The organism is Moraxella atlantae NBRC 14588 (assembly GCF_001591265.1).
GTDB lineage: Bacteria > Pseudomonadota > Gammaproteobacteria > Pseudomonadales > Moraxellaceae > Faucicola > Faucicola atlantae.
Genome location: NZ_BCUL01000010.1, coordinates 43452 through 66258 on the forward strand (window position 1 = coordinate 43452; position 22807 = coordinate 66258).

The following is a 22807-nucleotide window of genomic DNA, read 5'->3' on the forward strand; positions in this document are numbered from 1 at the left end:
AAAGATTTTGGCTAAATTTTAGCAAAAAAAACCCTATCGAACAGAAAATTTAAACACAAAATAATAAATTGACAGTTAATCAACGCTCGCCAACGGTTGAAACTGATCATAACGGTTTGTCGAATTGCATACCCCATCTCGTCAAGATTGGGCTATAATGCCAACAGCAACGCGCCAGCCCTTGTTTTTTGGAAGTTTTTGTTTGATTGACTTTACAATTTAATCTTTAGATGTATTTGAGCCTTATTTGCTAAAAATTATTTTCTAACATTCTTATGAGCCTAAGCCAAAATCGCCCCGATACACCACGCAGCATTTTTAATTTGCCCAATAACTTGACGATTGCGCGTATTGTCATGATCCCGCTGTTTGTGGCGATTGCGTATTGGCCGCCTGCGATGGGTATTGGGCAACCTGCCATCAGCAACAACGCGATTGCCAATATCGGCATGAACCATTGGGATGACAGCTTGCTGCGGCATTTTTTGCTGACGTTTGTGTTCATTTTGGCGGCGATCACCGATTGGCTCGATGGTTATTTTGCGCGGCGGCTGAATCTGACATCCGCGTTTGGGCGGTTTCTTGACCCTGTGGCGGATAAGCTGATGGTTGCGGCGGCGTTGGTGATTTTGGTGCAATGGCATCCTGATGTGGTGATGGCAATTTCGGCGATTGTCATTATCTCGCGTGAAATTGCCGTGTCCGCGCTGCGTGAGTGGATGGCTGAGTTGGGCAACCGCACCAGTGTTGCGGTGTCGTATGTCGGCAAGCTTAAAACCACGTTTCAGATGATCGCCATCACCGTGCTGCTGTTAAACTGGCAGTCGCTTGAGGTGCTTGGCTATGGCTTGATGGTCGTGTCGGTGGTCTTGACGCTGTGGTCGATGATGATTTATCTAAAAGCCGCTTGGCCATACCTTAAGCAGTTTGACTAAGCTTTAAGCAAATAAGCCCCAAGCAAATAAGCCTTAAGAAAACTGGCGCGGCAAAAACTTCACCGCGTGATCTTTGGCTTTTTTGAGTGCAAGACGGCGATTGTTGCCGATCAGTAGCTTAAGCTGCCAGATTTTTTCTTGATGCAAAACGTTAGCAGATTGTGCGTACATGGCATTGACGACGCGTTTGCTAGCAAGTACCGCGTCAGGTGAGCGCGTGGCAAGCTCTGCCGCCAAGGCGTGTGCGTCGCGCATTGGGTCATCGCTGATATGGGTGATGATGCCATAGTCTTGCGCAGCGGCGGCGTCAAACACACGCGCAGTCATGGCAAGTTCTTTGAGCACATCGGCACGCACCACCCCCAATGCGCTTTGAGTCAAACCCATGTCGGGCACCAAGCCCCATTTGGCTTCCATGATGGCAAACTGGCAATCTGGTGCGCTCAGGCGTATATCACACGCCAACGCCAACTGTAGCCCTGCGCCCAAGCAATGCCCGTGTGTCACCGCAATCACAGGCATGGGCAGATCGCGCCAGCACAAGCACACGCGCTGAAAACGGCTGGCGGTCGGCTTGATAAACTCTAATGCCAGTATTGGCAGATGTTTGCTTTGGTTAAGATCGGCAAGGTCAATGCCTGCGCAAAAACTTGCCCCTCGTCCGCCAATGACCACCGCGCGCACGTCACGCCACGTCGCAAGCGTTTGGGCAAGCCAGACCAACTGATCCATCATAGCAAAGCTAAGTGCATTGCGTTTATCGGTGCGGTTGAGCCATACGGTTAGTACGTTTGTATCGCTTAGTGTGATTTCAATCTGTGGTGCAAGGCGTAAGTTGAGCGCGGCAACACGTTTGGCAAGGGTGGGTTTTGGGTGGATCAACGCAGGCAAGGGTAGGGCAGCAAGTGCGATCATGGCAATTCCTTTTGACAAATGTTTGACTTGTTGGCTTACTGTAGCCGTAAGCGTGCCAAATTGCAAACCCCACCAGCAAAACACGTCTAAATCATCTTCCACACCATATCTTGTTCTTTGAGACGCGCGTAGCGCAGCGCAGGAAAGCTTGATAAATCGGCATGTTTGAGCGCATCAAGGGCAGTAAGTAGTGTTTGATAATGCGCTGTTAGCTGCTCAAACGCACTGGTAGAAACATCGCTGACCTCGGCAAGGCAGGCATCTTCAAAGCGTTGGCTGGCATGGCGCAGCTGCGGCACGCCTGTGTAGCGGCTTGCGCCCAAAATGCGGTGCGCCACATCGGCAAGCGCTTGGCGGTCATGTGCTTGCCACGCGGCGGCAAGCTCGCTGCGGTCTTTGTCGATGCCATCAACCAGCATCAGCAGCAAGCTGCTGGCCAAATCGGGCTTGTTGGCAGCACGTTGCAGCGCGTCTTGCCAATCAATTACTGCCAAATCGGTCGGGTCATGTTGGATGGTTACGCCCGTTGGCGCAGGTGACGTGGTTGGTAAGTCGGTAGGCTGAATCAAGTCGGGTGCGCTTTCGGTGGATTGCTCGTCTTGGTTTGGCAAGGCATGACAAAACATTGGCTCGTCAAGATTGACCGCTTGCCCCAACCAGCGTTGCAGCACGTGATGGAGCTGGGTTTGGTCGATTGGCTTGCCAACATAATCATTGATCCCTGCTTGGGTCAAATTGGGCAGTTCATCGCTCAAACTATGTGCAGTCAAAGCAATAATCGGCAAATGGCGTGTGGGTGTGCGCTGACTTTCGCGCTCGCGAATATGCGCTGCGGTCTGACTGCCCGACATGCGCGGCATTTGAATATCCATAAAAATCAAATCGATGCGCTGGGCTTGTGCGGGGTCATCCAGCACTGCCAACGCCTCAAAACCGCTACTTGCCGTGATGACTTCAACACCGACTTCTGCCAACAATGCCTCAAGCACCAATAGATTGGGCAAGTGGTCATCAACCGCAAGCACCGTAAAGCCATGCCATTGCGGCAACGTTGGTGCGGCAGCAGCAGCGTTTTGGTTGTCAAACAGGCGATACAACTGCCCACGTTCAAGCGGTTGGTACAGCGGCTGCACTTGATAACGCGCCAGCAGCTCGGGGTCAAGATTGACCTGATAACCAAACAGCGCAAGCTTGCCTGCGTAATGCAAGCGCACCTGCTTGAGCAGTGCCAATGTGTCTTCACTGCTGGCATTATCGACAATCACCCAATCCCATTGCCCACGTTCTTTGAGTTCTTCTAATAGCCCCATCAGCGTTGCTGCGCTGGTCACCTCAATGGCAAGCGGACGCAAACTGGCTTTGAGCACTTGTAAGCTTGCGCCATGCCCTAGCCACACCAACAATTTTAGCGGTTTATCGGATGGTGATAACACAGGCAGGCTATAGCTTGGCGGCAGCGCGGTGGTGGCGCGTACGATCGGCAGGCTAAACCAAAACGTCGTGCCACGCGCAGGCTTGGTGTCGTTGCTGGTATCATCGGCATTGGCAAAAAAACCAATTCGACCGCCCATTTGGTATGTCAATTGCTTACAAATCACCAAGCCCAGCCCCGTACCGCCATACTGGCGCGTGATCGATGGGTCGCCTTGCGAAAAACTTTGAAACAACGCTGTTTGCTGAGCAGCAGGAATACCGCGCCCCGTGTCTTGTACGCTAAATTGCAAAAACTCGTCGCGCTCATCGCTTAGCTCAACGCGCACAATGACCTCGCCATCATCGGTAAATTTAATCGCGTTATTGACCAAATTGGTTAATACCTGCTTGACGCGCAGCGCGTCACCCATCAATGCGGTGGGTACATCGTCGTACAATAAAATCGCCAGCCGTACGTTTTTTTCTGCCGCCAGTGGCGAAAGCATATCGCCCACATCATAGATCACGCGGTACAAGTCATACGGATGGCGATTGAGTACCAGTTTACCTGCCTCGATTTTGGAAAAATCCAGCACATCATTGACCAATGCCAGCAGGTGCGCTGATGACTTACGAATGGTCTGCACGTACAAGTCTTGCTCGGGATTTAGCCCACCGCCGCGAGCCAACAAGTTGCTAAAGCCATCAATGCTGTTAAGCGGTGTGCGCAGCTCATGGCTGATATTGGCTAAAAACGCGGATTTGGTTTGGCTGGCAGAAATCGCCGCATCACGCGCATTGCGGATAGAAATATTTTGCATTTCCATCTCATCGAATGCCTGCCGCAAATCATCTTCGGTTTGCTCAGCGTGCGCTTTAAGCTCTTGAAAGCTGGTGTGTAGCCGCCGCAAGGTTTTCGCCAAATCATGCTTGAGTTGGTTAAGCTCGCCGCGCGCGTGTAGCTTCAGTGGGCGGTTGAGGTTATCGGCGTGAGTGCGCTCAAGGTGTAGGCGCATTTCATAAATCGGCGCGATCCATCGCCGCGCGTAATTACTGATGCCTAGCAGCAATAACAGCACTGTCATCAGCCCTGTTGTGATCAGTACCAGCAGCACCTGATATCGCGCCAATGCCAGTGGCTGATCGTCAATATCCACCACCAGCCACAGCGCAGGCAAACCACGCACATTTAATGCCGTGAGCGGCGCAGCATACAGGGTGCTTGATGGCATACTGATGCTATGGCTGGGTGTTTTAATCAGTTGTTGAATGGTAAATTGTGGCAATAGCGTGGTATTGGGCGGCACGTCATCCATACTGCTGGCGCGGTTTAACAGGCTTGAGCTTGGCGTTAAAAATCCCCACAGCCCCGTTTGGCTCGGTGGGCTATCCCAATGTCCTTTGCTAGCAAGTAGCTGCCCGTTGGCATTGACCAGTGCGATAGCCTGCAGTGGTTGGGGGTCATCAAGACCTTGCAATGTGTTGCGCAAACGGTTTTGCAGGTTTTGTAAATCATCTGTGAGACCTAAGTTTTGGCGTTGCACCAGTTGGCGATTGAGGGCAAGCACGGTTGGTGCGTTGTCTTGCGCCAGTTGCTGATAGCGAAATAGCACATTTTGCGCAGTCAGCTGCTGGACTTGCCGCGCCGACGCGGTGGTATGCGCCAATACCAATAGCCCGCCAAACAATGCCAACACACTAATGGGCAAAAATACCAGTACAATCAACTGCCCGTAAGCAGTTGATAGGTCAATCAGTCGTGCTTTGCTCATTTTTTGCCTTACAGATTGGTCAGGGTGATGGGTAAACTTTGTCGATTTAATACTTGGGTCAAACGGTTGCGCCGTTTGTGTGGCATCAATATGGCTAAAATTTTATGCTACCTTTGGGCATGCGTGCAAATATTTGCCAGCAAAACATGGCGCAATTTTTTGCCACACAACACCACATGACGCTCAAAACAAAATTTGCTACAATTTTGGGCATAAACGATGCTAAAAATTGCCAACCGCCCAGCCAAGGAACTGCTATGCCTGCAACCACCTCAATCACTTCTGCTGAATTTGACGCACGCCCCGACCCACGCTGCCACACGGTAACACTTGCCGATTGCGTCGGTGGCACGCCGTTGGTTGAATTGCAGCGTATGCGCCCATCAAGCGCACGTTTGTTGGCAAAGCTTGAGGGCAACAACCCTGCAGGCTCAGTCAAAGATCGCCCCGCGTTTAACATGATTTTGCAAGCCGAACGCCGTGGACAAATTCAAAAAGGCGATACCTTGATTGAGGCGACCAGTGGCAACACGGGCATTGCTTTGGCGATGGTCGCCGCCATGCAAGGCTATCGCATGACGCTCATTATGCCTGCCAACTCAACCCAAGAGCGCAAAGACGCGATGGCAGCGTATGGCGCGACACTCATCGAAGTCGATAACATGGAAACCGCGCGTGATTTAGCGCAGCAAATGCAAGCGGAGGGGCAGGGCTTGGTGTTGGATCAATTCAACAACCCCGACAACAAGCAAGCGCATTATCTCACCACAGGCCCTGAAATTTGGCAGCAAACGGGCGGACGCGTGACGCATTTTGTCAGCTCGATGGGTACAACAGGCACGATCATGGGCGTATCGCAATACCTCAAAGAACAAAACCCAGCTGTCCAAATCATCGGCTTGCAGCCCGATGCACAGTCTAGCATTGCAGGTATTCGACGTTGGGCACCTGAGTACTTACCCAAAATCTTTGAGCCAAGCCTTGTTGATACTGTCATGGACATCAACCAGCACGATGCCGAAGTGTTCATGCGTAAGCTGGCGCGTGAAGAAGGCATTTTTTGTGGTGTGTCATCGGGTGGTGCAGCGTGGGCAGCGCACCAAATCGCCCAGCGTGAACCCGATGCGGTGATCGTGTTTATTGTCTGTGACCGTGGTGACCGCTACTTATCAACAGGATTATTTGGAGTAAGCGACGCATGAATGCGCCCGTATTGGTCTTTGATATCGAGACCATCCCCGACATTCGCCACGCCAAACACCTATATGCCGAGCTTGCTGAATTGCCCGATGACGAAGCGTTACCGCAGCTACTGACCAAGTACGAAGAAGAAACGGGCAAAACATTTTTGCCGTTGCCGCTGCATCGTGTGGCGTGTTTGTCGGTGCTGTGGGTGCAAAATGACAAAATGACGCTTAAGTCTTTGGCGTTGCCCGAACACAATGAAGCTGAGATTTTGAACAAATTTTTTACCTCACTAGATCGCGCCCCCACACTGGTGAGCTGGAATGGGCGCGGATTTGACCTGCCTGTCATGACGTATCGCGCGCTACACCACGGCATCAGTGCAGGCAAGCTGTTTAGCCAAAGTGGTGAGATGAAATACAACAACTACCAAAACCGCTACCACAATAAACACATTGATTTGATGATGCGGCTAGCGGCAGGTAGCACGCTCCAAAAACTTGATGTGGTCGCTAGTCTGTGCGGTTTTGCAGGCAAACAAGATATCACAGGCTATGATGTCTTACCGATGGTGCAAGCAGGTGAATGGCAAAAACTGACCACGTATTGTGAAAGCGATGTCATCAACACATGGCTGGTTTACTTGCGCTATCAGCGTTTGTTGGGGCAAATGGATGGCGAACAGTTGGCGCGATGGGAGGCTAACACACGCGACTATCTAAAAACGCTTAAAAACCCCGATGACAGCCTAAGCCTACGCCATGAGCAGTTTTTACAAGCATGGGGTGGTGCTGATGCTGACATGCACGCCGCAACAGCAACGGATGCCTTAGACACCGAAACGCCAATGCATACCGAAAGCCCATCAAATGAACCGACACACAACCCTACCGCTTGATCTTACATGATGACAAATGCGCAAACTACCACGCCAAACCACCAATCAGGAACCTATACAATGAACTATATTTTTCCACCCGTACAACCTGCCAGCCTTGCCATTCACCAAAGCACGCAGCGTTTTGCCGTGCGCCGCGTGTACTGCGTGGGGCGCAACTATGCCGATCACGCGCGCGAGATGGGCTCAGATCCGACACGTGAGCCGCCGTTTTTCTTTTGTAAAGCCAGTGACGCGGACTCCATCATTACTGTGCCAGCTGGGCAGGTTGGACGCATGCCATATCCCAGCCAAACCCAAAACTTGCATTTTGAGACCGAATTGGTCGTTGCCATTGGGCAAGCAGGGACAAATATCAGCCGCGATGCGGCCGCCGCGCATATTTTTGGCTATGCCATCGGCTTTGACATGACGCGCCGTGATCTGCAAAACGACATGAAACAAGGCGGCAAGCCGTGGGAAATCTCCAAAGCCTTTGATCATGCCGCACCGATTGGTACGCTATACCCCAAAGCCGCCGTGCCTGATATCCATAACGCCGCGATTACCTTAGATGTCAATGGCGAACTGCGCCAATCGGGCAATGTCAGCCAGATGATTTGGCAGATTGACGAAGTGATTGCCAATTTGTCAACGTATTTCACCCTACAACCAGGGGATCTGATTTTTACGGGTACGCCTGCAGGCGTTGGCGCGGTGCAGGTCGGCGATCAGCTGCACGCGCAGATTGATGGCTTGGGCAGTTTAGATGTCAAAATTGTTTAATAAAAAAGCGGCTTAATACAAGCCGCTTTTTATCATCCGTTGCCGTAAACCTGCGACTTTAGGCGGTGGATATAAGGCAACTCTGTAGCTATGCTTACACACGATAAGATACTAAATATGTTAAAATAAACCCATGAAAACACTCAAGCTACGCATACGAGACAAACACACAAACCAACTAAACCGCCTAAGCGGTTCGGTTAATTTCGTATGGAACTATATCAATGACTTGAGTTACAAGTACCTACAAAAAACAGGCAAATTCTTTTCAGCCTATGACCTAAACGAATACACCAAAGGTAGCGGTGAACTACTTGGCTTGCATTCTCAAACCATACAAGCCATTAATGAAACCCACGCCAAAAGCCGTAAGCAGTTCAAAAAGGCAAAGTTAAATTGGCGAACCAATAACCCAAAGGCAAAGCGTAAATCATTAGGTTGGCTACCGTTTAAGCGATCGGCGATTAAACATATCGCCACCCATGCCACAGGCAAGAAAGGCTTAAAATCAACCTTACAGCTTAGTTTAGCCAAAGGGCAGAAGCTAATTATAGACTTATGGGATAGCTACAATCTTAGCCTATATCAAATAAACACCTGCGAGATTGTACAAGACAGCCGTAACCGTTGGTATGCCTGTATCACCGTTAAAGACTATCCTAAAACACCATGCGGAACAGGTAGTGTCGGCATAGACTTAGGCTTAAAAGACAGTGCCACCGCCTCAAACGGCGATAAACTACAAATCAAACAAACACAGGCATGGGCTAAAAAATTGGGTGTCGCCCAACGTGCCAAAAACAAACAACGTGTCAAAGCGATTCATGCCAAAATCAAAAACACACGCCAAGACCTTATCCACAAATTCACTAGCCAATTAGTCAAAGACAATGCCCTAATCGTGGTCGGTGATGTAAAAACCACCCAATTCAACCGTAAAAAAGGCAAACTAGCCAAAAGCGTATATGACGCAGGTTGGTTTGAACTCAAACGCCAACTGACCTACAAGTGCGAGAACGCAGGTTGCCGTTTTGAAATCGTCAATGAGAAATACACTACCCAAACTTGCTCGTGCTGTGGCGATATGTCCAGTAGTCCAAAAGGTAGAGCAGGTTTGCGAATAAGAGAATGGACTTGTGCAAAGTGTGGCACATGGCATGATAGAGATATCAACGCCAGTAAGAACATTCTTGCGGTCGGGCTTGACCGTCTTGTAGAAGGAATCCCCTCACTTTAGGGAGGGGAGGAAGTCAATGGGTTTGGCTAACAATCACTGGGCAATTTACTGACCAACTTTGTCCAAACCTTCTTGCTCAAGCACCGCTTGCACGCCTTGGTCTTGCTCCATGCGTTGGATAAACGCGCGTAGCGCATCATGACGCTCAGCAATAATATCGCTTTCGCTTGACCAACGCAGCATGACGTACAGGTACACATCGGCAATGGTTTTTTCGCCGATCAAAAAATCTTGCTGACGTAGCGTCTCATTGGGGTGATCAAGCAGCTTGGCGATGCGGTCTTTTGCTTTGTCTTTAAGCTCAGCTTGTGCGGCTCGATCAGATACCATATCCTCAGGTGAAAAAATCGGCATAAACCGCTTGTGCACATCGGCGTTACAAAATGCTAGCCACTGCAAAGCTTTGGCTTGGCGTTGGTAGTCGCCTGTACCAAAGAGCTGTGCGGTCGGATAGCGCAGGTTTAAGTAATTTAACACCGCCACATTTTGCGTCAAAATAAAACCGCCATCGACGATCATTGGTACCGCGCCTTGTGGGTTCATCGCGCGATATTCGGGGCTTTTGAGTGTCGCATGATCGACCAATTTTAGTTCATAATCTGCTTTTGCCCATTCAAGCGCTGTGTGAGGTACCATCGAGCACGCACCAGGCATACCGTATAATTTCATTGTCTTGTCCTTGGTTAAAATAAACGTTTACAACGCAAAAGTTATCAACTTTCTCAAAAGTTATCAACTTTCTCTAAGCTATTGTAAGACAAAATCATACCTGCTATGGCAAGTTTGCTGTCTGTTATGGTTAAAAACCGTTACGCTAGGTAAGCACAGCAGCCGAACATCACATCATCAAAACGACATATTTACACGCTATGCTAAGCGTTAGCCAAAAATTTGCCAAATCCACCAAATAGCAACGATTGCGCCGTATCAGCCGAAAATTGAGCCGCCTATGTTGATGAGCGTTGTGATTATTACCCTAAATGAAGCCGAGCGCATTGCCAATTTGCTTGATGATTTGGCGCGACAAAGCTACCGAGATTTTGAGGTCATCGTGGTGGATTCCAACAGCGATGATGAGACGTGTGAAATTGCGCGCGGATTTGCCAAGCGTTTGCCCAGTCTGACTGTGCACCGTATGACACAGCGCGGTGTGTGTTTGGGGCGCAACACGGGGGCAAACTTGGCGCGTTATCAACGATTGCTGTTTTTGGACGCAGACGTACGTTTAGCCCGCGATTTTTTGGCAAAAGCGGCGCGGCAGCTTACGCGGCGGCAGTTTGATGTGGCAGGTGTCTATACCAATGCCAAAGCGTTGCCGCTGCATTTTCGTTTGGGTTACCACGCGTTTAACGTCGGTATTTTTGCCACCCAATTTGGTTTTCCAACCGCGATTGGCGCGTGTTTGTTTTCGACCAAATCCGTGCACACGGCGTTGGGCGGTTTTGATGAAACCATCACGTTGTGTGAGGATTGCGATTATGTCAATCGCGCCAGCCGTATCGCGCGGTTTGGTATGCTAAATTTAAGTTTTAGTTTTGACCCCCGTCGCTTGCGACAAGACGGCTACTGGCGTACGGGCTTAAAGTACCTGCACGCCAATGTACATCGGTTTTTTGTGGGTGAAATTCGTGACCATAAAATTCGCTACGAATTTGGTCATTACAAAAAAAATGGCTAAAATTTTACGACTGAAATTTTAGCAGGCAGCCATGGAACAAGGCTGACTTTTCTTAACGCAAACTTAAGTAAAAAAATTTTTTGATAACCGGTAGTTTTGGATAGCTCAGCGGTATTTATTGATCGCTATTTTTTTCTTATAATAACAATTTAATTACAAAAAAATATCGTTATATCTACATAAAGCGATATTCTTAACTTGATTTTAGTTAATTAAGGTCTTGCAAGTCAAAAATTTGAATGGCGCTGATCGGTAAAGATCTATTCGCCACGTTGCGGTAGCCATCAGCTTGTATCATTTGTCACCCAAGCAGGAGAGAGCATGAACGAATCTGTGTACTATATCATCTACACCAGCCGTTTGAGCATGCGTTATTTTCTTGATACGCAGGTGATTCATGAGCTGTGTGAGCAAGCACACCACAATAACCAAGTGCATGGCGTGACGGGGTTTTTGTTGTTTCGTCAAGGACGGTTTTTGCAGTACATTGAAGGACAGCGCGATGCGATTAAGCAGCTCTACAGCAATATTCAACGCGATCCGCGCAATGTAGATACACAGATCTTGCTTGAAGGCACGCGCGATGAGCGTTTGTTTGATCAGTGGGCGATGCATTGTGTGGATTTGGCGCAGCATGACAGCAGCGAAGAGATGAGCCGCAGCTTTGCTAAGTTTGATCCGCAAACGTGGGGCGAGGGCAAAACTTGCGAGGTATTGCATGAAATCAAGCACTTTTACGAGCATAGCCAGACGCCGCTCAATGATATTTATCCGCCGCAGCCAATCAGCTATGTTGGGCTACAGGTACGCGCTTTGGCACGCCAACACAGCAGTTTTGTGATGTTGCAAGTGGCGTTTTTGTTGGCGGCATTGTGCGTGTTTGGGGTGACTTATTTATTGTGATGGTTGGTATGGTAACGGCTGTTTGGTCGGTTTTTTCTTAAAAGCTGTTTGATATCGGTATTTTTTAAATCAACTTAATCAAAAAGCCGCTGGAGTACCAACGGCTTTTTTGCGTTAAATGGCTATGGCATTACGCCACTTGCTCAACATGAAAGCCAAGTTTTGCCAAACTGTCACGTTGGTCAGCAGGGGCAAGAGTGGCGCGAGAGCCTGTTTTGCCTTGCAGGTATGTACGGGTCACGCGTTGCAAGTCTGCCAATGTCACTGCCAAAATCTTGCCGCGAAGTGCTTGTTGCCAGTCTTGTCCACGTCCGTGTAGGGTGGCAAACAATGCTTTGATCGCCTCGCCTGCCGGGCTAGCAGGTTTGTCCATACCTGCCATGATGCCCAAAATCGCCTCTTCAATCCACAAACGGGTTTGGTCGCTGTCGGTTTGTGCCAGTAGCCAATCGACGCTGGCCTGAAAATCGGCAAACGTATCGGCGCAGCGTGGATCGCGATAGCTGTAGAAACGAAACGCGCAACTGTTGCCATCGTAGCTTGCGCCACCACCGTACGCGCCACCTGTTTCACGAATTGCGCGGTGCAAGAAATTGTTGCGCAGCACGCCTGCTAGCACCATCAAAGCAGGCGCGTCGGCGTGGTCGCTTGGCACAGCAGCAAACGCCAAGGCGTTGTGAAACACGTTGGTTTGGGCAAGCCATGCGATGTCATCTTGTGTGGTTGTAATCGGCACATCGTTCAGCGCGGGCGCGTCGGGCAGGGTTGTGTCTGCCAAGCTGTCGATAATCGCGGCTTTTAGCACAGGCAAAGTCTCAGCCTCAGCAACCAACAAAGCTTGGCGCGGTAAGGCGCGTACGGCTTGGTGCAGCGCGGTCAAATCTGCACTCAGCTGCTGCCAGACGGCTGGGTCAGCCTCTGCTGCTGTCAAAAGCGCGGTCAAATCATTGAGCGCAGGCAAGCCACCGCGTGTATATTCAAGTCCAGCTTGCGCGCTGTAGTTGCGGCTAGCGGTTTGCATGGCATATGCATGCCCAACGTTGGCAAGGCGTGATTGCCAGCTCATTTGGCGTTGGGTAAGTAGCTCGGCGATCCGCGCTAATTCGGTAAACACCGTGTCATCAATCACTTGTTTTACCAAATCAATCGCCTCAAGCTTACGATTAAGCGCGCGGGTGGCAAACACAAGGTAAGAATCAAAGCGTGTTGGGTCATCCACGCGTGTGCGTTGACTGATACGCACCGTCACACCGCTTGAATGCTGTGCTTGCAATGCTTGAAACGCGCGTGCGTCATACTGGCTTGTGCCAACCTCGCTTATCAACGTTAAATAATTTGCCAGTTGCGGATGGTCAATAATCGCTTGATGCTCAGGCTGATCTAATGGCATGATGACTTGATAATAATACAAGCCGTTGGTGCCTGCTTCGTATTCATACAACACGCTGTCTTGCCCTGCCAAGTGCACAGGCGTGCGTGTGCCATGCTTAAAGGCAATCTCGGCAGGAATGTCATCAAGCCCAACCTTAGGTAGCAGATCAACGTCATCGACTTGTGCTTGGCGTTCTGCCAAAGCAGCCGCATCGGCGCGTAACTGTTCGCGCTCGGCATCACTCAAATTTGCGCCAAGTTTGGCAAGCTTGTCCTGTTCGGCTTGCAAGGCGGCGGCAGATTTTTGTGCATCAGGAACCAATGTTAGGCGCACGCGGTGCGGATTTTCTAGCAAGTGCTGACGAATCAACTTGCCGATAAATGCAGGGTCTTGTACCGCGTCACGCAGCCAGCTTAGCGTTTCATCAATATCCCACACGCTGATGGGATCGCCATCATGAATCGCCGTGCTAAACGCTTCTAACAGCAAATTTAAGCCATATGGCATGCTATCACCACCGATATGACGCTGATCAAGCTCGATTTGGTGCAAAATCGTCTCGATCTCGACAGGATCAAGTGGGCTATCGGCAACCTGTTTTAACACCGCCAAAATGCCTTGTTCAATCGCCTCAGCATGCTCAGGCTCAGAACCGCGTACCCCTGCATAAAACACCATCTGGTAGTGGCTATCGTCCAGCCCCAATAGCGGTGTTGGCGCACTGGCAAGCTCGTGGCTTTCTAAGTATGCACGCAGCGGCGAACCTGCATGCTCCACCAATACCCCTTCCATCAAGCGCAAAGCAAGGCGTTGTTTGGCATCCAAAATCGATGGTAACAACCACGCCACAACATGGTGGGTTTGTTTGGGTTTAACCACATCGACGCTGTAAGTTTCGGTCACCGCAAGCGGCGCAGGCAACGTGGTTTCTAGGCGTGAGGCATGTTTGTGCCCATGGCTAAACGCATGCCCATCGACCGCCAACGCATCGGCATGTAGCCGCGTTTGGGTTTCGGCAACAGGGATATTACCAAAGCTCATCGCCACCGCGTTGCTGGGGTGATAATGACTTTGGTGAAACGCCACCAAATCCGCGTGCGTTAAGTCAGTAATCGCGCTTGGCTCACCACCAGAATTATAATGATAGGTTGTGGTCGGAAACATGTGCCGCGCCAGGGTGTGATACAACTGGTCAATCTCACCGCTCATCGCGCCTTTCATTTCATTGAACACCACGCCTTTGTACACAGGCTTACCGTCATCATCAAGCTCAACGCGAATACCCTCTTGGGCAAAATCCAAGTGGTTTAAATTCGGGAAAAAACACGCATCCAAATACACCGACAACAGATTAAAATAATCCTGACGATTTTGGGTAGCAAACGGATACGCCGTCCAATCCGCCGCGGTAAACGCATTCATAAAGGTATTTAACGAGCGTTTAATCATGCTAAAAAACGGATCACGCACGGGGTATTTGGCAGAACCACACAAACTGGTATGCTCCAAAATGTGCGCCTCGCCGCGATCGGTCATTGGTTGGGTGCGAAAGCCGATAATAAACGCGTTTTCATCACTGGGATGCGCCAAATGATAGTGCATCAACCCTGTAGGCTCATGCTCACACACCAAAATATCCAGCCCCAGCGCCTCGATACGATGCGTGCGCAGCAACCGAAACGCAGGATGTAACGCATGCGCCGCGTCAATGGCTTGGGTGGTGGTAGATTGGGTTTGATTTGATGATTCCATCAATGCCATAAATTATCCCTAGCAATCAAGCAATAAAGTTTTTACAATACGCCACAATACTGGCGTGAAGTATGGAAAATAAAATTGTCAATAGATGCTGAATGGGGCTGATGGTGCGTAATTAAAGTCAGCGCCGCGCGAAACACCGAAAATTTATCCATCATTGCACGCACGAGCGCCGTCATTTTTAAAAATTTTGAGCAAACAACACAAAAAGGGCAGAGCATGGCAAATATCGTCGCAATCGGCAATGCATTGGTTGATCGTGAATATCGCCTCAACGACACCGAGCTACACAACACAGGGCTTACCAAAGGCAACATGACGCTTGCCAGCAGTGCTGACCAACAAACCTTGCTTGATCGCCTTGCTAATGTGCAGCTTTGCCCCGTCAAACAAGCCAGCGGTGGTTCAGCAGCCAACACTGTATACGCAGCGGCATGTTTAGGCAGTGATACGTTTTATGCGTGTCGCGTTGGCGATGATGAGGCAGGGCAGTTTTATTTGGCGGATTTAAACGCGGCAGGCGTGGCAACGTCCAATCAATCGATTGCACTTGGTGGCACAACAGGCAGCTGCGTGGTGTTGGTCACGCCTGATGGCGAGCGCACCATGCAGACCCATCTAGGCACCTCGGCAGAGATTGGGCGCGATGATATCGACTTTAGTCAGCTGAGCAATGCCCAATGGCTGTATTTTGAGGGTTATTTGGCAATGTCAGCAACCATGCAGCCTGCGCTTGCCGCGCTCAAAGACCATGCACGCGCGCACAATATCAAAATCGTGGTCAGTTTTGCCGACCCATCTGTCATCAAATTTGCCCGCGAAGGGCTTGACGCTATGCTAGCTGGTGGGGTTGCGGCGGTATTTTGCAATGTCGAAGAAGCCCAACTGTATACAGGCAAGCACAACCAAGCACAAGCCGCCGAAGCCTTGCTTGCCGTGGCAGAGCTTGCCGTTGTCACTGCAGGGGCGCAAGATACCATCATCGCCTGCCGCGCGCCAACCAGCCACCATAGCAGCCATGATAACAACACACCAAACGAATTGATGAGCGTGCCCACGGCATTGGTCAATGAATTGATAAATACCAACGGTGCAGGCGATAGCTTTGCAGGCGCGTTTTTGCATGGCTTGGCTTGTGGTTATGATTTAACCACCTGTGGCAAAATTGCCAGCGCGGTGGCAGGTGAAGTTGTGCAGACCTTTGGCGCGCGCCTAACGCCTGAAGCTTACCGCCATGCCATGCAGCGTGCATTCACCGAGACACCGTAGCACCAGCAGGCGATTAGCATTCAATCGCCCAGTAATCTAGGCGTTTTAATGCAATAAGTTTTAGCCTATAATAAAGCAATTTTGCGTTGGTCATATCATTTAATTTTAATAAGGTAGCAGTATGGGAAATGTTGTGTATCGCTCGTCCAAACGCGCATGGTTAGCGATGGCGCTGGTCAGCGTGAGCGTCAGTGGTTGCCAAAGTGTGACCAACGGCTTGTCCAACTGGCAGCCTAATGCAGGCCCTACGCGCAGTCAAGTTACCATGGGTACGATGACCCAAGTCGCTGATAACACCGTCGTGCCAACGGGGCTGACCATCATCGATATTGATGCCAACACCGTCAATCGCGCCAACCAAATCAGCCATATTCAGCGTTTTTCTGATGTATACCGTAGCACCAGTGTTAATCAGCAAGTCATCCAAGCAGGAGACGTGCTCAACATTGCCTTGTATGAAGCACCGCCTGCCATGCTACTGGGCACCAGCGGTAGCCTAACAGGCGGTACCAGTTCGGCAGAAGTTAAACTGCCCGATCAAATGGTTGATAGCCGTGGACAAATATCCATTCCATTTTTGGGTAAACTGACTGTCGCTGGCAAAAATCCACAACAAGTGCAAGACATGATAGTCAATGGGCTTAAGCGTAAAGCCAATCAGCCCAGCGCGATTGTCAGCATTGGCAAAAACAACTCTGCCAACGTGACGGTGGTGGGTGAGGTCAGCAACAGCGTGCGTATGCCATTGACGGGCAAGGGCGAGCGCGTGCTTGACGCGATTGCAGCCGCAGGCGGCACCAAATACCCCAGCAGTCGCGTAACCGTACAGGTCAATCGCGGTATGCAATCGGTTGAAATGCCGATGGAATCCTTACTCAACGATGCGCGCCAAAACGTCGTGCTTCAACCGGGTGATGTCGTTTCGGTCAATTATCAATCCAAAAGCTTTACGGTACTTGGCGCAACTGTCAAAAACGATGAAGTCAATTTTGAATCCAACGGTATCTCGCTTATGCAAGCCTTGGCGCGCTCTGGCGGACTTAACGACAATCGCGCCGATGCACGCGGTGTGTTTATCTTTCGTTATGAAACCCCACGGATGCTAACGTATGACCAATTGGCGCAAGTACCACCTGCGATCAAGCAGACGGGGCGCATTCCTGTGGTGTATCGCTTGAACCTCAAAGACCCGATGAGCTATATCGTTGCACAGAACTTCCCGATTCACAATAACGATGTGGTGTATGTCTCCAACGCGCCAGCCACCGAGTTTGCTAAGTTTCTTAATATGATTAGCCAAACCGTGTTCTCGATTACGGGTATTAAGAATTTAAGTTAATGCTGTATCTTGACGTTACACGGTTATATACCAACTTTCGAACGGGTAAAGGCGTAACTGGCGTTGATCGGGTTGCATTGGCGTATATAGCAGAGTTTGCCCAAGAGGCCTGTGCGGTTATACGTCTGCCCAGTCATTGGCTGTTTTTTGATCGCAAGCGTTCAGCAAAAATTTTCTTGCGTTTAATTGAGCAAAAACAAGTTAAGTTATCCCTTTGGGATAAAAAACGCTATATCAAACCTGCCAATGAGCCGATCAACGTACTACTGAATGTTACCCACAGCGGCTTAGATTCGCCGCAGTATCTGGTGCGGCTGCAACAATATGGTTTACGCGGTATATATTTTTTACACGATCTGATCCCAATTGATTATCCTGAGTATTGTCGGGCAGGGGAATATGATCGGCATGTTCAGCGGCTGCTAACCATGCTACAAGGTGACTTGATTATCGCCAATTCGCGTTATACCTTGGAGCGTTTAGAGGCTTTTTGTCAAAACCATCATCTCACTATGCCTCCTACCACGTGGGCACATTTGGCAACAGAATCAATCGATAATATAGAAATTTTGACAGAAGCTGAACGTGCGCTAATGGATTTAATTGTTGGCAATCAAAATTACTTTGTTTGTTTAGGTACAATTGAAGGAAGAAAAAATCATTTGTTGCTCTTTAATGTATGGCGACAATTGGTACGTAAGCTTGGTAAAAATTGCCCTAAGTTGGTTTTAATTGGCAAACGCGGATGGGAAGCTGAGCAAGTCTTTGATGTTTTAGACCGCAGTGTTGAATTGCGTCATGTTGTCATAGAGCTTAATCATTGTAGTAATGCTCAACTCTACTATCTATTAAGCCACGCACAAGCATTATTATTTCCATCTTGGGTTGAAGGCTTTGGTTTACCACTCTTAGAGGCCTTACAGACGAACACCCAAGTCATTGCTAGCGATATTCCTGCGTTTCGTGAATTAAATGCCAATCTAAATACAGCGCAAATAAAATTATTGTCACCATTTGATGGTACTTTATGGCTCCAAACAATTTTAGCGTTCATATCTCACGCTTCTGAACAAAATCGGCAATTTTGTGATGAAGTAAATACCGTAAATGTCTATAATTGGTCCAGCCACTTTGCGAAAATTAAAAGCAAACTGGGTGCAAAGTTAGTATAATCGTTATTTTTTAGGCAGTTGTAATATTTTAATTAGTGCAAAATTTGGTGTATAGATAAAAGGTCGTTCGCGCTGAGGGTTTATAGTAATATTAAGCATTGTAAAAAGCCACGCTGTCGTGGTATAAATCAACCCATCACAGCTGCAATGCTACCAAAGTCGAATGCGTCCGTGGAAGGTTATTATTATGAAAATTTTACCTGTAGTGTTATGTGGTGGTTCTGGGTCACGTCTATGGCCGTTATCTAGAGAGATGAACCCTAAACCATTTATCCGTTTGGTTGATGGCTTAAGTTTTATCCAACATGCCTACCAAAAAGCTGCGTTAGTAGGCAATATCGGACAAATGATTACAGTTACCAACAAAGAACTGTTATTTCGCGCAAAAGCCGATTTTGAAGAACTAGCTATTGCCGAAAATTTTCAAAATGATTATATTTTAGAACCGCAAGGACGCAATACCGCTCCTGCGATTGCGATGGCTGCCTTACATGCTAAACGCAATTATGGCAATGATGTATGTTTGCTGATTTTAGCTGCTGATCATTTGATGCGGGGGGATGAAGAATTTATCCAAGCCATCAAGCAAGCGGCAAATCTGGCTGCACAAAATCAATTGGTGACCTTTGGTATCAAACCCCACAAGCCTGAAACAGGTTATGGTTATATTCACTATAATGGTAATACGGTGAATCAGTTTGTCGAAAAACCTGACTTAAAGACAGCAACTCAATATTTAGCCAGTGGTGATTATCTGTGGAATTCAGGGATGTTCTGCTTTAGACCAGAAATTTTGCTAACCGCACTAGAGCAGTATCGCCCAACGATGTATCAAGGTGTCATTGCCGCTTACGAAGCTGCCAAAGTATCTAATGTCGCTGATAGTCAGCAAATTGCCCTACAAATGGATACATTTGGCGCATTAGATGATGAGTCTATTGATTACGCCGTCATGGAAAACTCTGACCAAATCGCTGTGGTTCCCTGTGCATTTAGCTGGAATGATGTGGGTGCATGGGATTCTTTGAGTGAGGTAATGAATAAAAATAGTGACGGCAATGTCACGGTTGGTGATGTATTAATAAAAAACAGTAAAGGCTTGACAGTTTTTGGTGAAGAGCGCTTGATTGCAGCCGTGGGGCTTGAGGATCTCATCATTGTTGATACCGACGATGCCGTCTTGATAGTTAATCGTCACCAAAGTCAAGATGTCAAAAAAATTTATAATGAGCTTAAGTCTCAAAATCGTGATACCTATAAGATTCATACGACTGCCCACCGCCCATGGGGTACTTATACAATTCTTGATGAACAAGCAGGTTATAAAGTAAAACGCATTGTTGTCTATCCTGGCGCAAAACTAAGTCTGCAGCATCATCATCACCGCAGCGAACACTGGATTGTAGTTACTGGTGAGGCTGAGGTTATCAATGGTGAACAAACCCTACGTTTATCACGTAATGAATCAACCCACATCAAACAAGGTGATATTCATCGTTTAATTAATGTAGGTAATGAAAATTTGGTATTGATTGAAGTACAATGTGGTGATTATCTGGGTGAAGATGATATTGTACGCCATCAAGATGATTATGCGCGTACCTAATTTTGGTGCTTTTTGATACAGGTGAAGAGCTTTGAAGGCATTAAACCGTTTTTATAAAAATAATGATCCACTATTTTGGCTTTGTGTGGTCATCCCCACGTTATTGTTGATTGTTTATTACGGCTTTATTGCTTCACCTGTTTATATCTCCGAGTCAAAATTTGTTATCCGCAGCCCAAATCGTCAAGCGATGACAGGGCTTGGTGTGATGCTTAAAAACGTTGGTTTTAATGCCTCGTCTGATGATAGTTATATTGTGCGAGATTATCTGACATCACGCGATTCTGTCAAAAAGCTTGAGCAAGATCTTGCCATCAAACAGCGCTATGCACGTCCAGAAATTGACGCATTCAGTCGTTTTGGTACATTTTGGCAGGACAATACATTTGAAAGTTTTTATAAATACTTTACCAAAAAAGTAAACATTAACTATGATCCTGCATCCTCCATCTCAGAGCTGAGGGTGCGCGCCTACACGCCAGAAGATGCTGAAAAGATCAATGCTGAACTGCTAAAGACGAGTGAAGCGGTGGTCAACCGAATCAACGCTGAGGCGCAAAAGGACATTTTGGCATACTCAAAACAGGAGGTAAAAGCCGCACAAGAGGCCTCAGCTAAAGCCGCACAAAATTTGGCTGATTACCGCACGGGCAAAGAAGTATTTAACCCCGAAGGTCAATCAATGATTATCTTGCAAGAAATTTCAAAACTGCAAGATGCTTTGATTCAAGCACAAACACAGCTTGCCCAGGCTGAAAGTCTTGCGCCTGATAATCCTCAGATTGAGCCAATGAGACTACGCATTCAGACGCTGGAAAATGCGATCAAAGACAAGTCCAATCAAGTTACTGGACCTAGTGATCGCTCTTTGAGCAACCGTTCGGCAGATTACCAACGCCTTGTATTAGAAAAAGAACTGGCAGATAAGCAGCTAGCATCTGCGATGGCTTCTTATGAGCAGGCTAAAAATGACTTTAGCCAAAAGCAATTGTATTTAGCTACTTTAGCAAAACCGTCGTTGCCTGATGAGGCACTAGAGCCTAAACGTGCTAAAAATATATTCTCTGGCTTCATATTTAGTTTACTAATTTGGGGAACGTTGCGCTTATTTGTGGCTGGAGTCAAAGAGCATAATGACTGAGGTTTTCAAAGTCTCAAGTTTTTCAGAATCGTTTCGTATTCAGTTGCGAGTGGTTCATGCATTATTTATGCGTGAAATTATCACACGCTACGGTCGGCATAACTTAGGATTTGCTTGGCTATTTGTCGAGCCTATGATATTCACGATTGGTGTAGCAACTTTATGGTATTACACAAGATCAGCGCATGGTGGGAATTTAGAAATCGTACCTTTTGCGATTATAGGATATTCAACGGTACTACTTTGGCGTAATGCATCAGGTAAAGTAGGCAATGCGGTTAATGCCAATACGGGACTTTTATACCATCGTAATGTCAAGGTCTTAGATGTTTTTTTAGCAAGGATTTTTTTAGAAATAGCTGGTGCAACTATTTCATTTTTAACATTATCTGTATTCGCAATCTTATTTGGAGCTATGAGTCTGCCAGCAGATTTACTAAGAATGTTGGTAGGATGGTTTCTGCTGATGTGGTTTTCAATAGGATTGTCTTTGGTAGTAGGTGCATTATTTGAAATGTCTGAAGTTTTGGACAGACTTTGGCATGCTGTTACTTATTTGATGTTTCCGTTATCTGGTGCTGCGTTTTTCGTTTACTGGCTGCCAGACAACTTCAAAACAATTATTCTTTATGTACCAATGGTACATTTTAGTGAAATGATCAAACATGGCTACTATGGTGAAATTATACCCACCTATGAAAGTCTTAGTTATATGATTTGGTGCAATTTAGTTTTGACATTTATAGGCTTGGCTTTAGTAAAATATATAAGCAAAAAAGTAGAGGCGAGTGCTTGATAATATTAGAGAATGTAACAAAGAAATATCCCATCAAACATGGGATGAGAACGGTTTTAGATAATATAAATCTTATTGTAGAGCCTGGAGAAAAAATAGGAATCTTAGGGCGCAATGGAGCAGGTAAGTCTACACTTGTTAAAATATTGGGAGGAGTGGAGAGACCAACAAGTGGGCATCTTTATCGTAATATGAGCATTTCTTGGCCGTTAGCATTAAGCAGTGCCTTTCAAGGCAGTTTAACGGGCGCAGATAATGTACGTTTTGTTAGTCGGGTTTATAACGCTAACTATGCAAAGGCAATGGAAGTGGTAGAAGATTTTGCTGAACTAGGCAAATATCTATATGAACCAGTCAAAGTTTATTCCTCTGGTATGCGCTCACGCCTGGCATTTGCTATTTCTTTGGCGATTGAATTTGACTGTTATTTAATTGATGAAGTACTATCAGTTGGTGATGCGAATTTTCATCGCAAATGTGAGATTGAGCTGTTTGAAAAGCGCGCTGACCGTGCGATGATCATTGTGTCGCACGAGCTTCATAACATTAAAGAATATTGTAATAGATCAGCTGTATTAGATAAGGGAAAGCTAACAGTATTTGATGATATAGATATGTCGTTAGAAGTCTATAGTTCTCTTTAAGAACGTATT

Annotated in this window: 18 protein-coding genes; 14 read left to right on the top strand and 4 right to left on the bottom strand. The window is 47.7% G+C overall.

Going from position 1 to position 22807, the window contains the following annotated elements; translation table 11 throughout:
- Positions 1-275 precede the first annotated feature (275 nt).
- Positions 276-935 carry a CDP-diacylglycerol--glycerol-3-phosphate 3-phosphatidyltransferase gene (gene pgsA, locus MA2_RS07225; protein WP_067058370.1) on the top strand — a complete coding sequence of 220 codons (660 nt, stop codon included), beginning with the start codon at positions 276-278 and terminating at the stop codon, positions 933-935.
- Positions 936-968: 33 nt separating this feature from the next.
- Here the strand turns inward: pgsA and MA2_RS07230 are convergent, their stop codons facing one another.
- Positions 969-1850 (bottom strand): crotonase/enoyl-CoA hydratase family protein, encoded by an 882-nt coding sequence (locus tag MA2_RS07230; protein ID WP_079352191.1) that lies wholly within the window; start codon positions 1848-1850, stop codon positions 969-971.
- 86 nt (positions 1851-1936) lie between these two features.
- Positions 1937-5035: an ATP-binding protein gene (locus tag MA2_RS07235; RefSeq protein ID WP_067058371.1), complete on the bottom strand. Its 3099-nt coding sequence runs from the start codon at positions 5033-5035 to the stop codon at positions 1937-1939.
- A gap of 257 nt (positions 5036-5292) precedes the next feature.
- Between MA2_RS07235 and cysM the strand changes: the two genes are divergently transcribed.
- The 4 genes from cysM to MA2_RS07255 all read left to right on the top strand — a co-directional run bounded on the left by cysM (position 5293) and on the right by MA2_RS07255 (position 9120).
- Positions 5293-6237: a cysteine synthase CysM gene (cysM, locus tag MA2_RS07240; RefSeq protein ID WP_079352192.1), complete on the top strand. Its 945-nt coding sequence runs from the start codon at positions 5293-5295 to the stop codon at positions 6235-6237.
- Positions 6234-7118 (top strand): 3'-5' exonuclease, encoded by an 885-nt coding sequence (locus MA2_RS07245; protein ID WP_079352188.1) that lies wholly within the window; start codon positions 6234-6236, stop codon positions 7116-7118. The genes cysM and MA2_RS07245 overlap by 4 nt, the downstream gene beginning before the upstream one ends.
- Positions 7119-7178: 60 nt before the next feature.
- Positions 7179-7883 (top strand): fumarylacetoacetate hydrolase family protein, encoded by a 705-nt coding sequence (locus MA2_RS07250; protein WP_067058427.1) that lies wholly within the window; start codon positions 7179-7181, stop codon positions 7881-7883.
- Between the two features lie 133 nt (positions 7884-8016).
- Positions 8017-9120 (top strand): RNA-guided endonuclease InsQ/TnpB family protein, encoded by a 1104-nt coding sequence (locus MA2_RS07255; RefSeq protein ID WP_067058373.1) that lies wholly within the window; start codon positions 8017-8019, stop codon positions 9118-9120.
- A gap of 45 nt (positions 9121-9165) precedes the next feature.
- Here MA2_RS07255 and MA2_RS07260 read toward each other — a convergent pair whose 3' ends face one another.
- Positions 9166-9789, bottom strand: coding sequence for a glutathione S-transferase family protein (locus MA2_RS07260; protein ID WP_067058375.1), 624 nt, complete (start codon positions 9787-9789; stop codon positions 9166-9168).
- 280 nt (positions 9790-10069) lie between these two features.
- Here MA2_RS07260 and MA2_RS07265 point away from each other — a divergent pair, with 280 nt between their 5' ends.
- Positions 10070-10798 carry a glycosyltransferase gene (locus MA2_RS07265; protein WP_067058377.1) on the top strand — a complete coding sequence of 243 codons (729 nt, stop codon included), beginning with the start codon at positions 10070-10072 and terminating at the stop codon, positions 10796-10798.
- Positions 10799-11119: 321 nt separating this feature from the next.
- Positions 11120-11701, top strand: coding sequence for a BLUF domain-containing protein (locus tag MA2_RS07270; protein ID WP_067058379.1), 582 nt, complete (start codon positions 11120-11122; stop codon positions 11699-11701).
- Between the two features lie 130 nt (positions 11702-11831).
- On the opposite strand, the gene MA2_RS07275 is transcribed toward MA2_RS07270, so the two are convergent.
- A complete protein-coding gene (locus MA2_RS07275) occupies positions 11832-14825 on the bottom strand; it encodes an insulinase family protein (protein WP_067058429.1) in 2994 nt (997 codons plus the stop codon).
- A gap of 225 nt (positions 14826-15050) precedes the next feature.
- Between MA2_RS07275 and MA2_RS07280 the strand changes: the two genes are divergently transcribed.
- From MA2_RS07280 to MA2_RS07310, 7 genes are all read left to right on the top strand, one after another.
- Complete coding sequence (locus MA2_RS07280; protein ID WP_067058381.1) at positions 15051-16100, top strand: adenosine kinase; 1050 nt, start codon at positions 15051-15053, stop codon at positions 16098-16100.
- A 121-nt stretch (positions 16101-16221) separates the two neighbouring features.
- On the top strand, positions 16222-17439 hold the full coding sequence (locus MA2_RS07285; RefSeq protein ID WP_067058383.1) for a polysaccharide biosynthesis/export family protein: 1218 nt from the start codon (positions 16222-16224) through the stop codon (positions 17437-17439).
- A complete protein-coding gene (locus MA2_RS07290) occupies positions 17439-18611 on the top strand; it encodes a glycosyltransferase family 4 protein (protein WP_067058385.1) in 1173 nt (390 codons plus the stop codon). Before MA2_RS07285 ends, MA2_RS07290 begins: the two co-directional genes overlap by 1 nt.
- A 187-nt stretch (positions 18612-18798) precedes the next feature.
- Positions 18799-20217, top strand: a complete 1419-nt coding sequence (locus tag MA2_RS07295) for a mannose-1-phosphate guanylyltransferase/mannose-6-phosphate isomerase (RefSeq protein WP_067058388.1) — start codon at positions 18799-18801, stop codon at positions 20215-20217.
- 31 nt (positions 20218-20248) lie between these two features.
- Positions 20249-21358: a KpsE/RkpR family capsule polysaccharide export protein gene (locus MA2_RS07300; protein ID WP_067058390.1), complete on the top strand. Its 1110-nt coding sequence runs from the start codon at positions 20249-20251 to the stop codon at positions 21356-21358.
- Entirely contained in the window at positions 21351-22154 is an 804-nt protein-coding gene (locus MA2_RS07305; protein WP_067058391.1) for an ABC transporter permease, read from the top strand. The genes MA2_RS07300 and MA2_RS07305 overlap by 8 nt, the downstream gene beginning before the upstream one ends.
- The gene (locus MA2_RS07310; RefSeq protein WP_067058393.1) at positions 22151-22798 is read left to right on the top strand and encodes an ABC transporter ATP-binding protein; all 648 of its coding nucleotides are present in this window, start codon (positions 22151-22153) and stop codon (positions 22796-22798) included. Before MA2_RS07305 ends, MA2_RS07310 begins: the two co-directional genes overlap by 4 nt.
- Positions 22799-22807: the final 9 nt, after the last annotated feature.

Bases quoted from the DNA above. Each gene is read 5' to 3' on its own strand.
- pgsA (WP_067058370.1), top strand. From the start codon at position 276: ATGAGCCTAAGCCAAAATCGCCCCGATACACCACGCAGCATTTTTAAT.
- MA2_RS07230 (WP_079352191.1), bottom strand. From the start codon at position 1,850: ATGATCGCACTTGCTGCCCTACCCTTGCCTGCGTTGATCCACCCAAAA.
- MA2_RS07235 (WP_067058371.1), bottom strand. From the start codon at position 5,035: ATGAGCAAAGCACGACTGATTGACCTATCAACTGCTTACGGGCAGTTG.
- cysM (WP_079352192.1), top strand. From the start codon at position 5,293: ATGCCTGCAACCACCTCAATCACTTCTGCTGAATTTGACGCACGCCCC.
- MA2_RS07245 (WP_079352188.1), top strand. From the start codon at position 6,234: ATGAATGCGCCCGTATTGGTCTTTGATATCGAGACCATCCCCGACATT.
- MA2_RS07250 (WP_067058427.1), top strand. From the start codon at position 7,179: ATGAACTATATTTTTCCACCCGTACAACCTGCCAGCCTTGCCATTCAC.
- MA2_RS07255 (WP_067058373.1), top strand. From the start codon at position 8,017: ATGAAAACACTCAAGCTACGCATACGAGACAAACACACAAACCAACTA.
- MA2_RS07260 (WP_067058375.1), bottom strand. From the start codon at position 9,789: ATGAAATTATACGGTATGCCTGGTGCGTGCTCGATGGTACCTCACACA.
- MA2_RS07265 (WP_067058377.1), top strand. From the start codon at position 10,070: ATGTTGATGAGCGTTGTGATTATTACCCTAAATGAAGCCGAGCGCATT.
- MA2_RS07270 (WP_067058379.1), top strand. From the start codon at position 11,120: ATGAACGAATCTGTGTACTATATCATCTACACCAGCCGTTTGAGCATG.
- MA2_RS07275 (WP_067058429.1), bottom strand. From the start codon at position 14,825: ATGGAATCATCAAATCAAACCCAATCTACCACCACCCAAGCCATTGAC.
- MA2_RS07280 (WP_067058381.1), top strand. From the start codon at position 15,051: ATGGCAAATATCGTCGCAATCGGCAATGCATTGGTTGATCGTGAATAT.
- MA2_RS07285 (WP_067058383.1), top strand. From the start codon at position 16,222: ATGGGAAATGTTGTGTATCGCTCGTCCAAACGCGCATGGTTAGCGATG.
- MA2_RS07290 (WP_067058385.1), top strand. From the start codon at position 17,439: ATGCTGTATCTTGACGTTACACGGTTATATACCAACTTTCGAACGGGT.
- MA2_RS07295 (WP_067058388.1), top strand. From the start codon at position 18,799: ATGAAAATTTTACCTGTAGTGTTATGTGGTGGTTCTGGGTCACGTCTA.
- MA2_RS07305 (WP_067058391.1), top strand. From the start codon at position 21,351: ATGACTGAGGTTTTCAAAGTCTCAAGTTTTTCAGAATCGTTTCGTATT.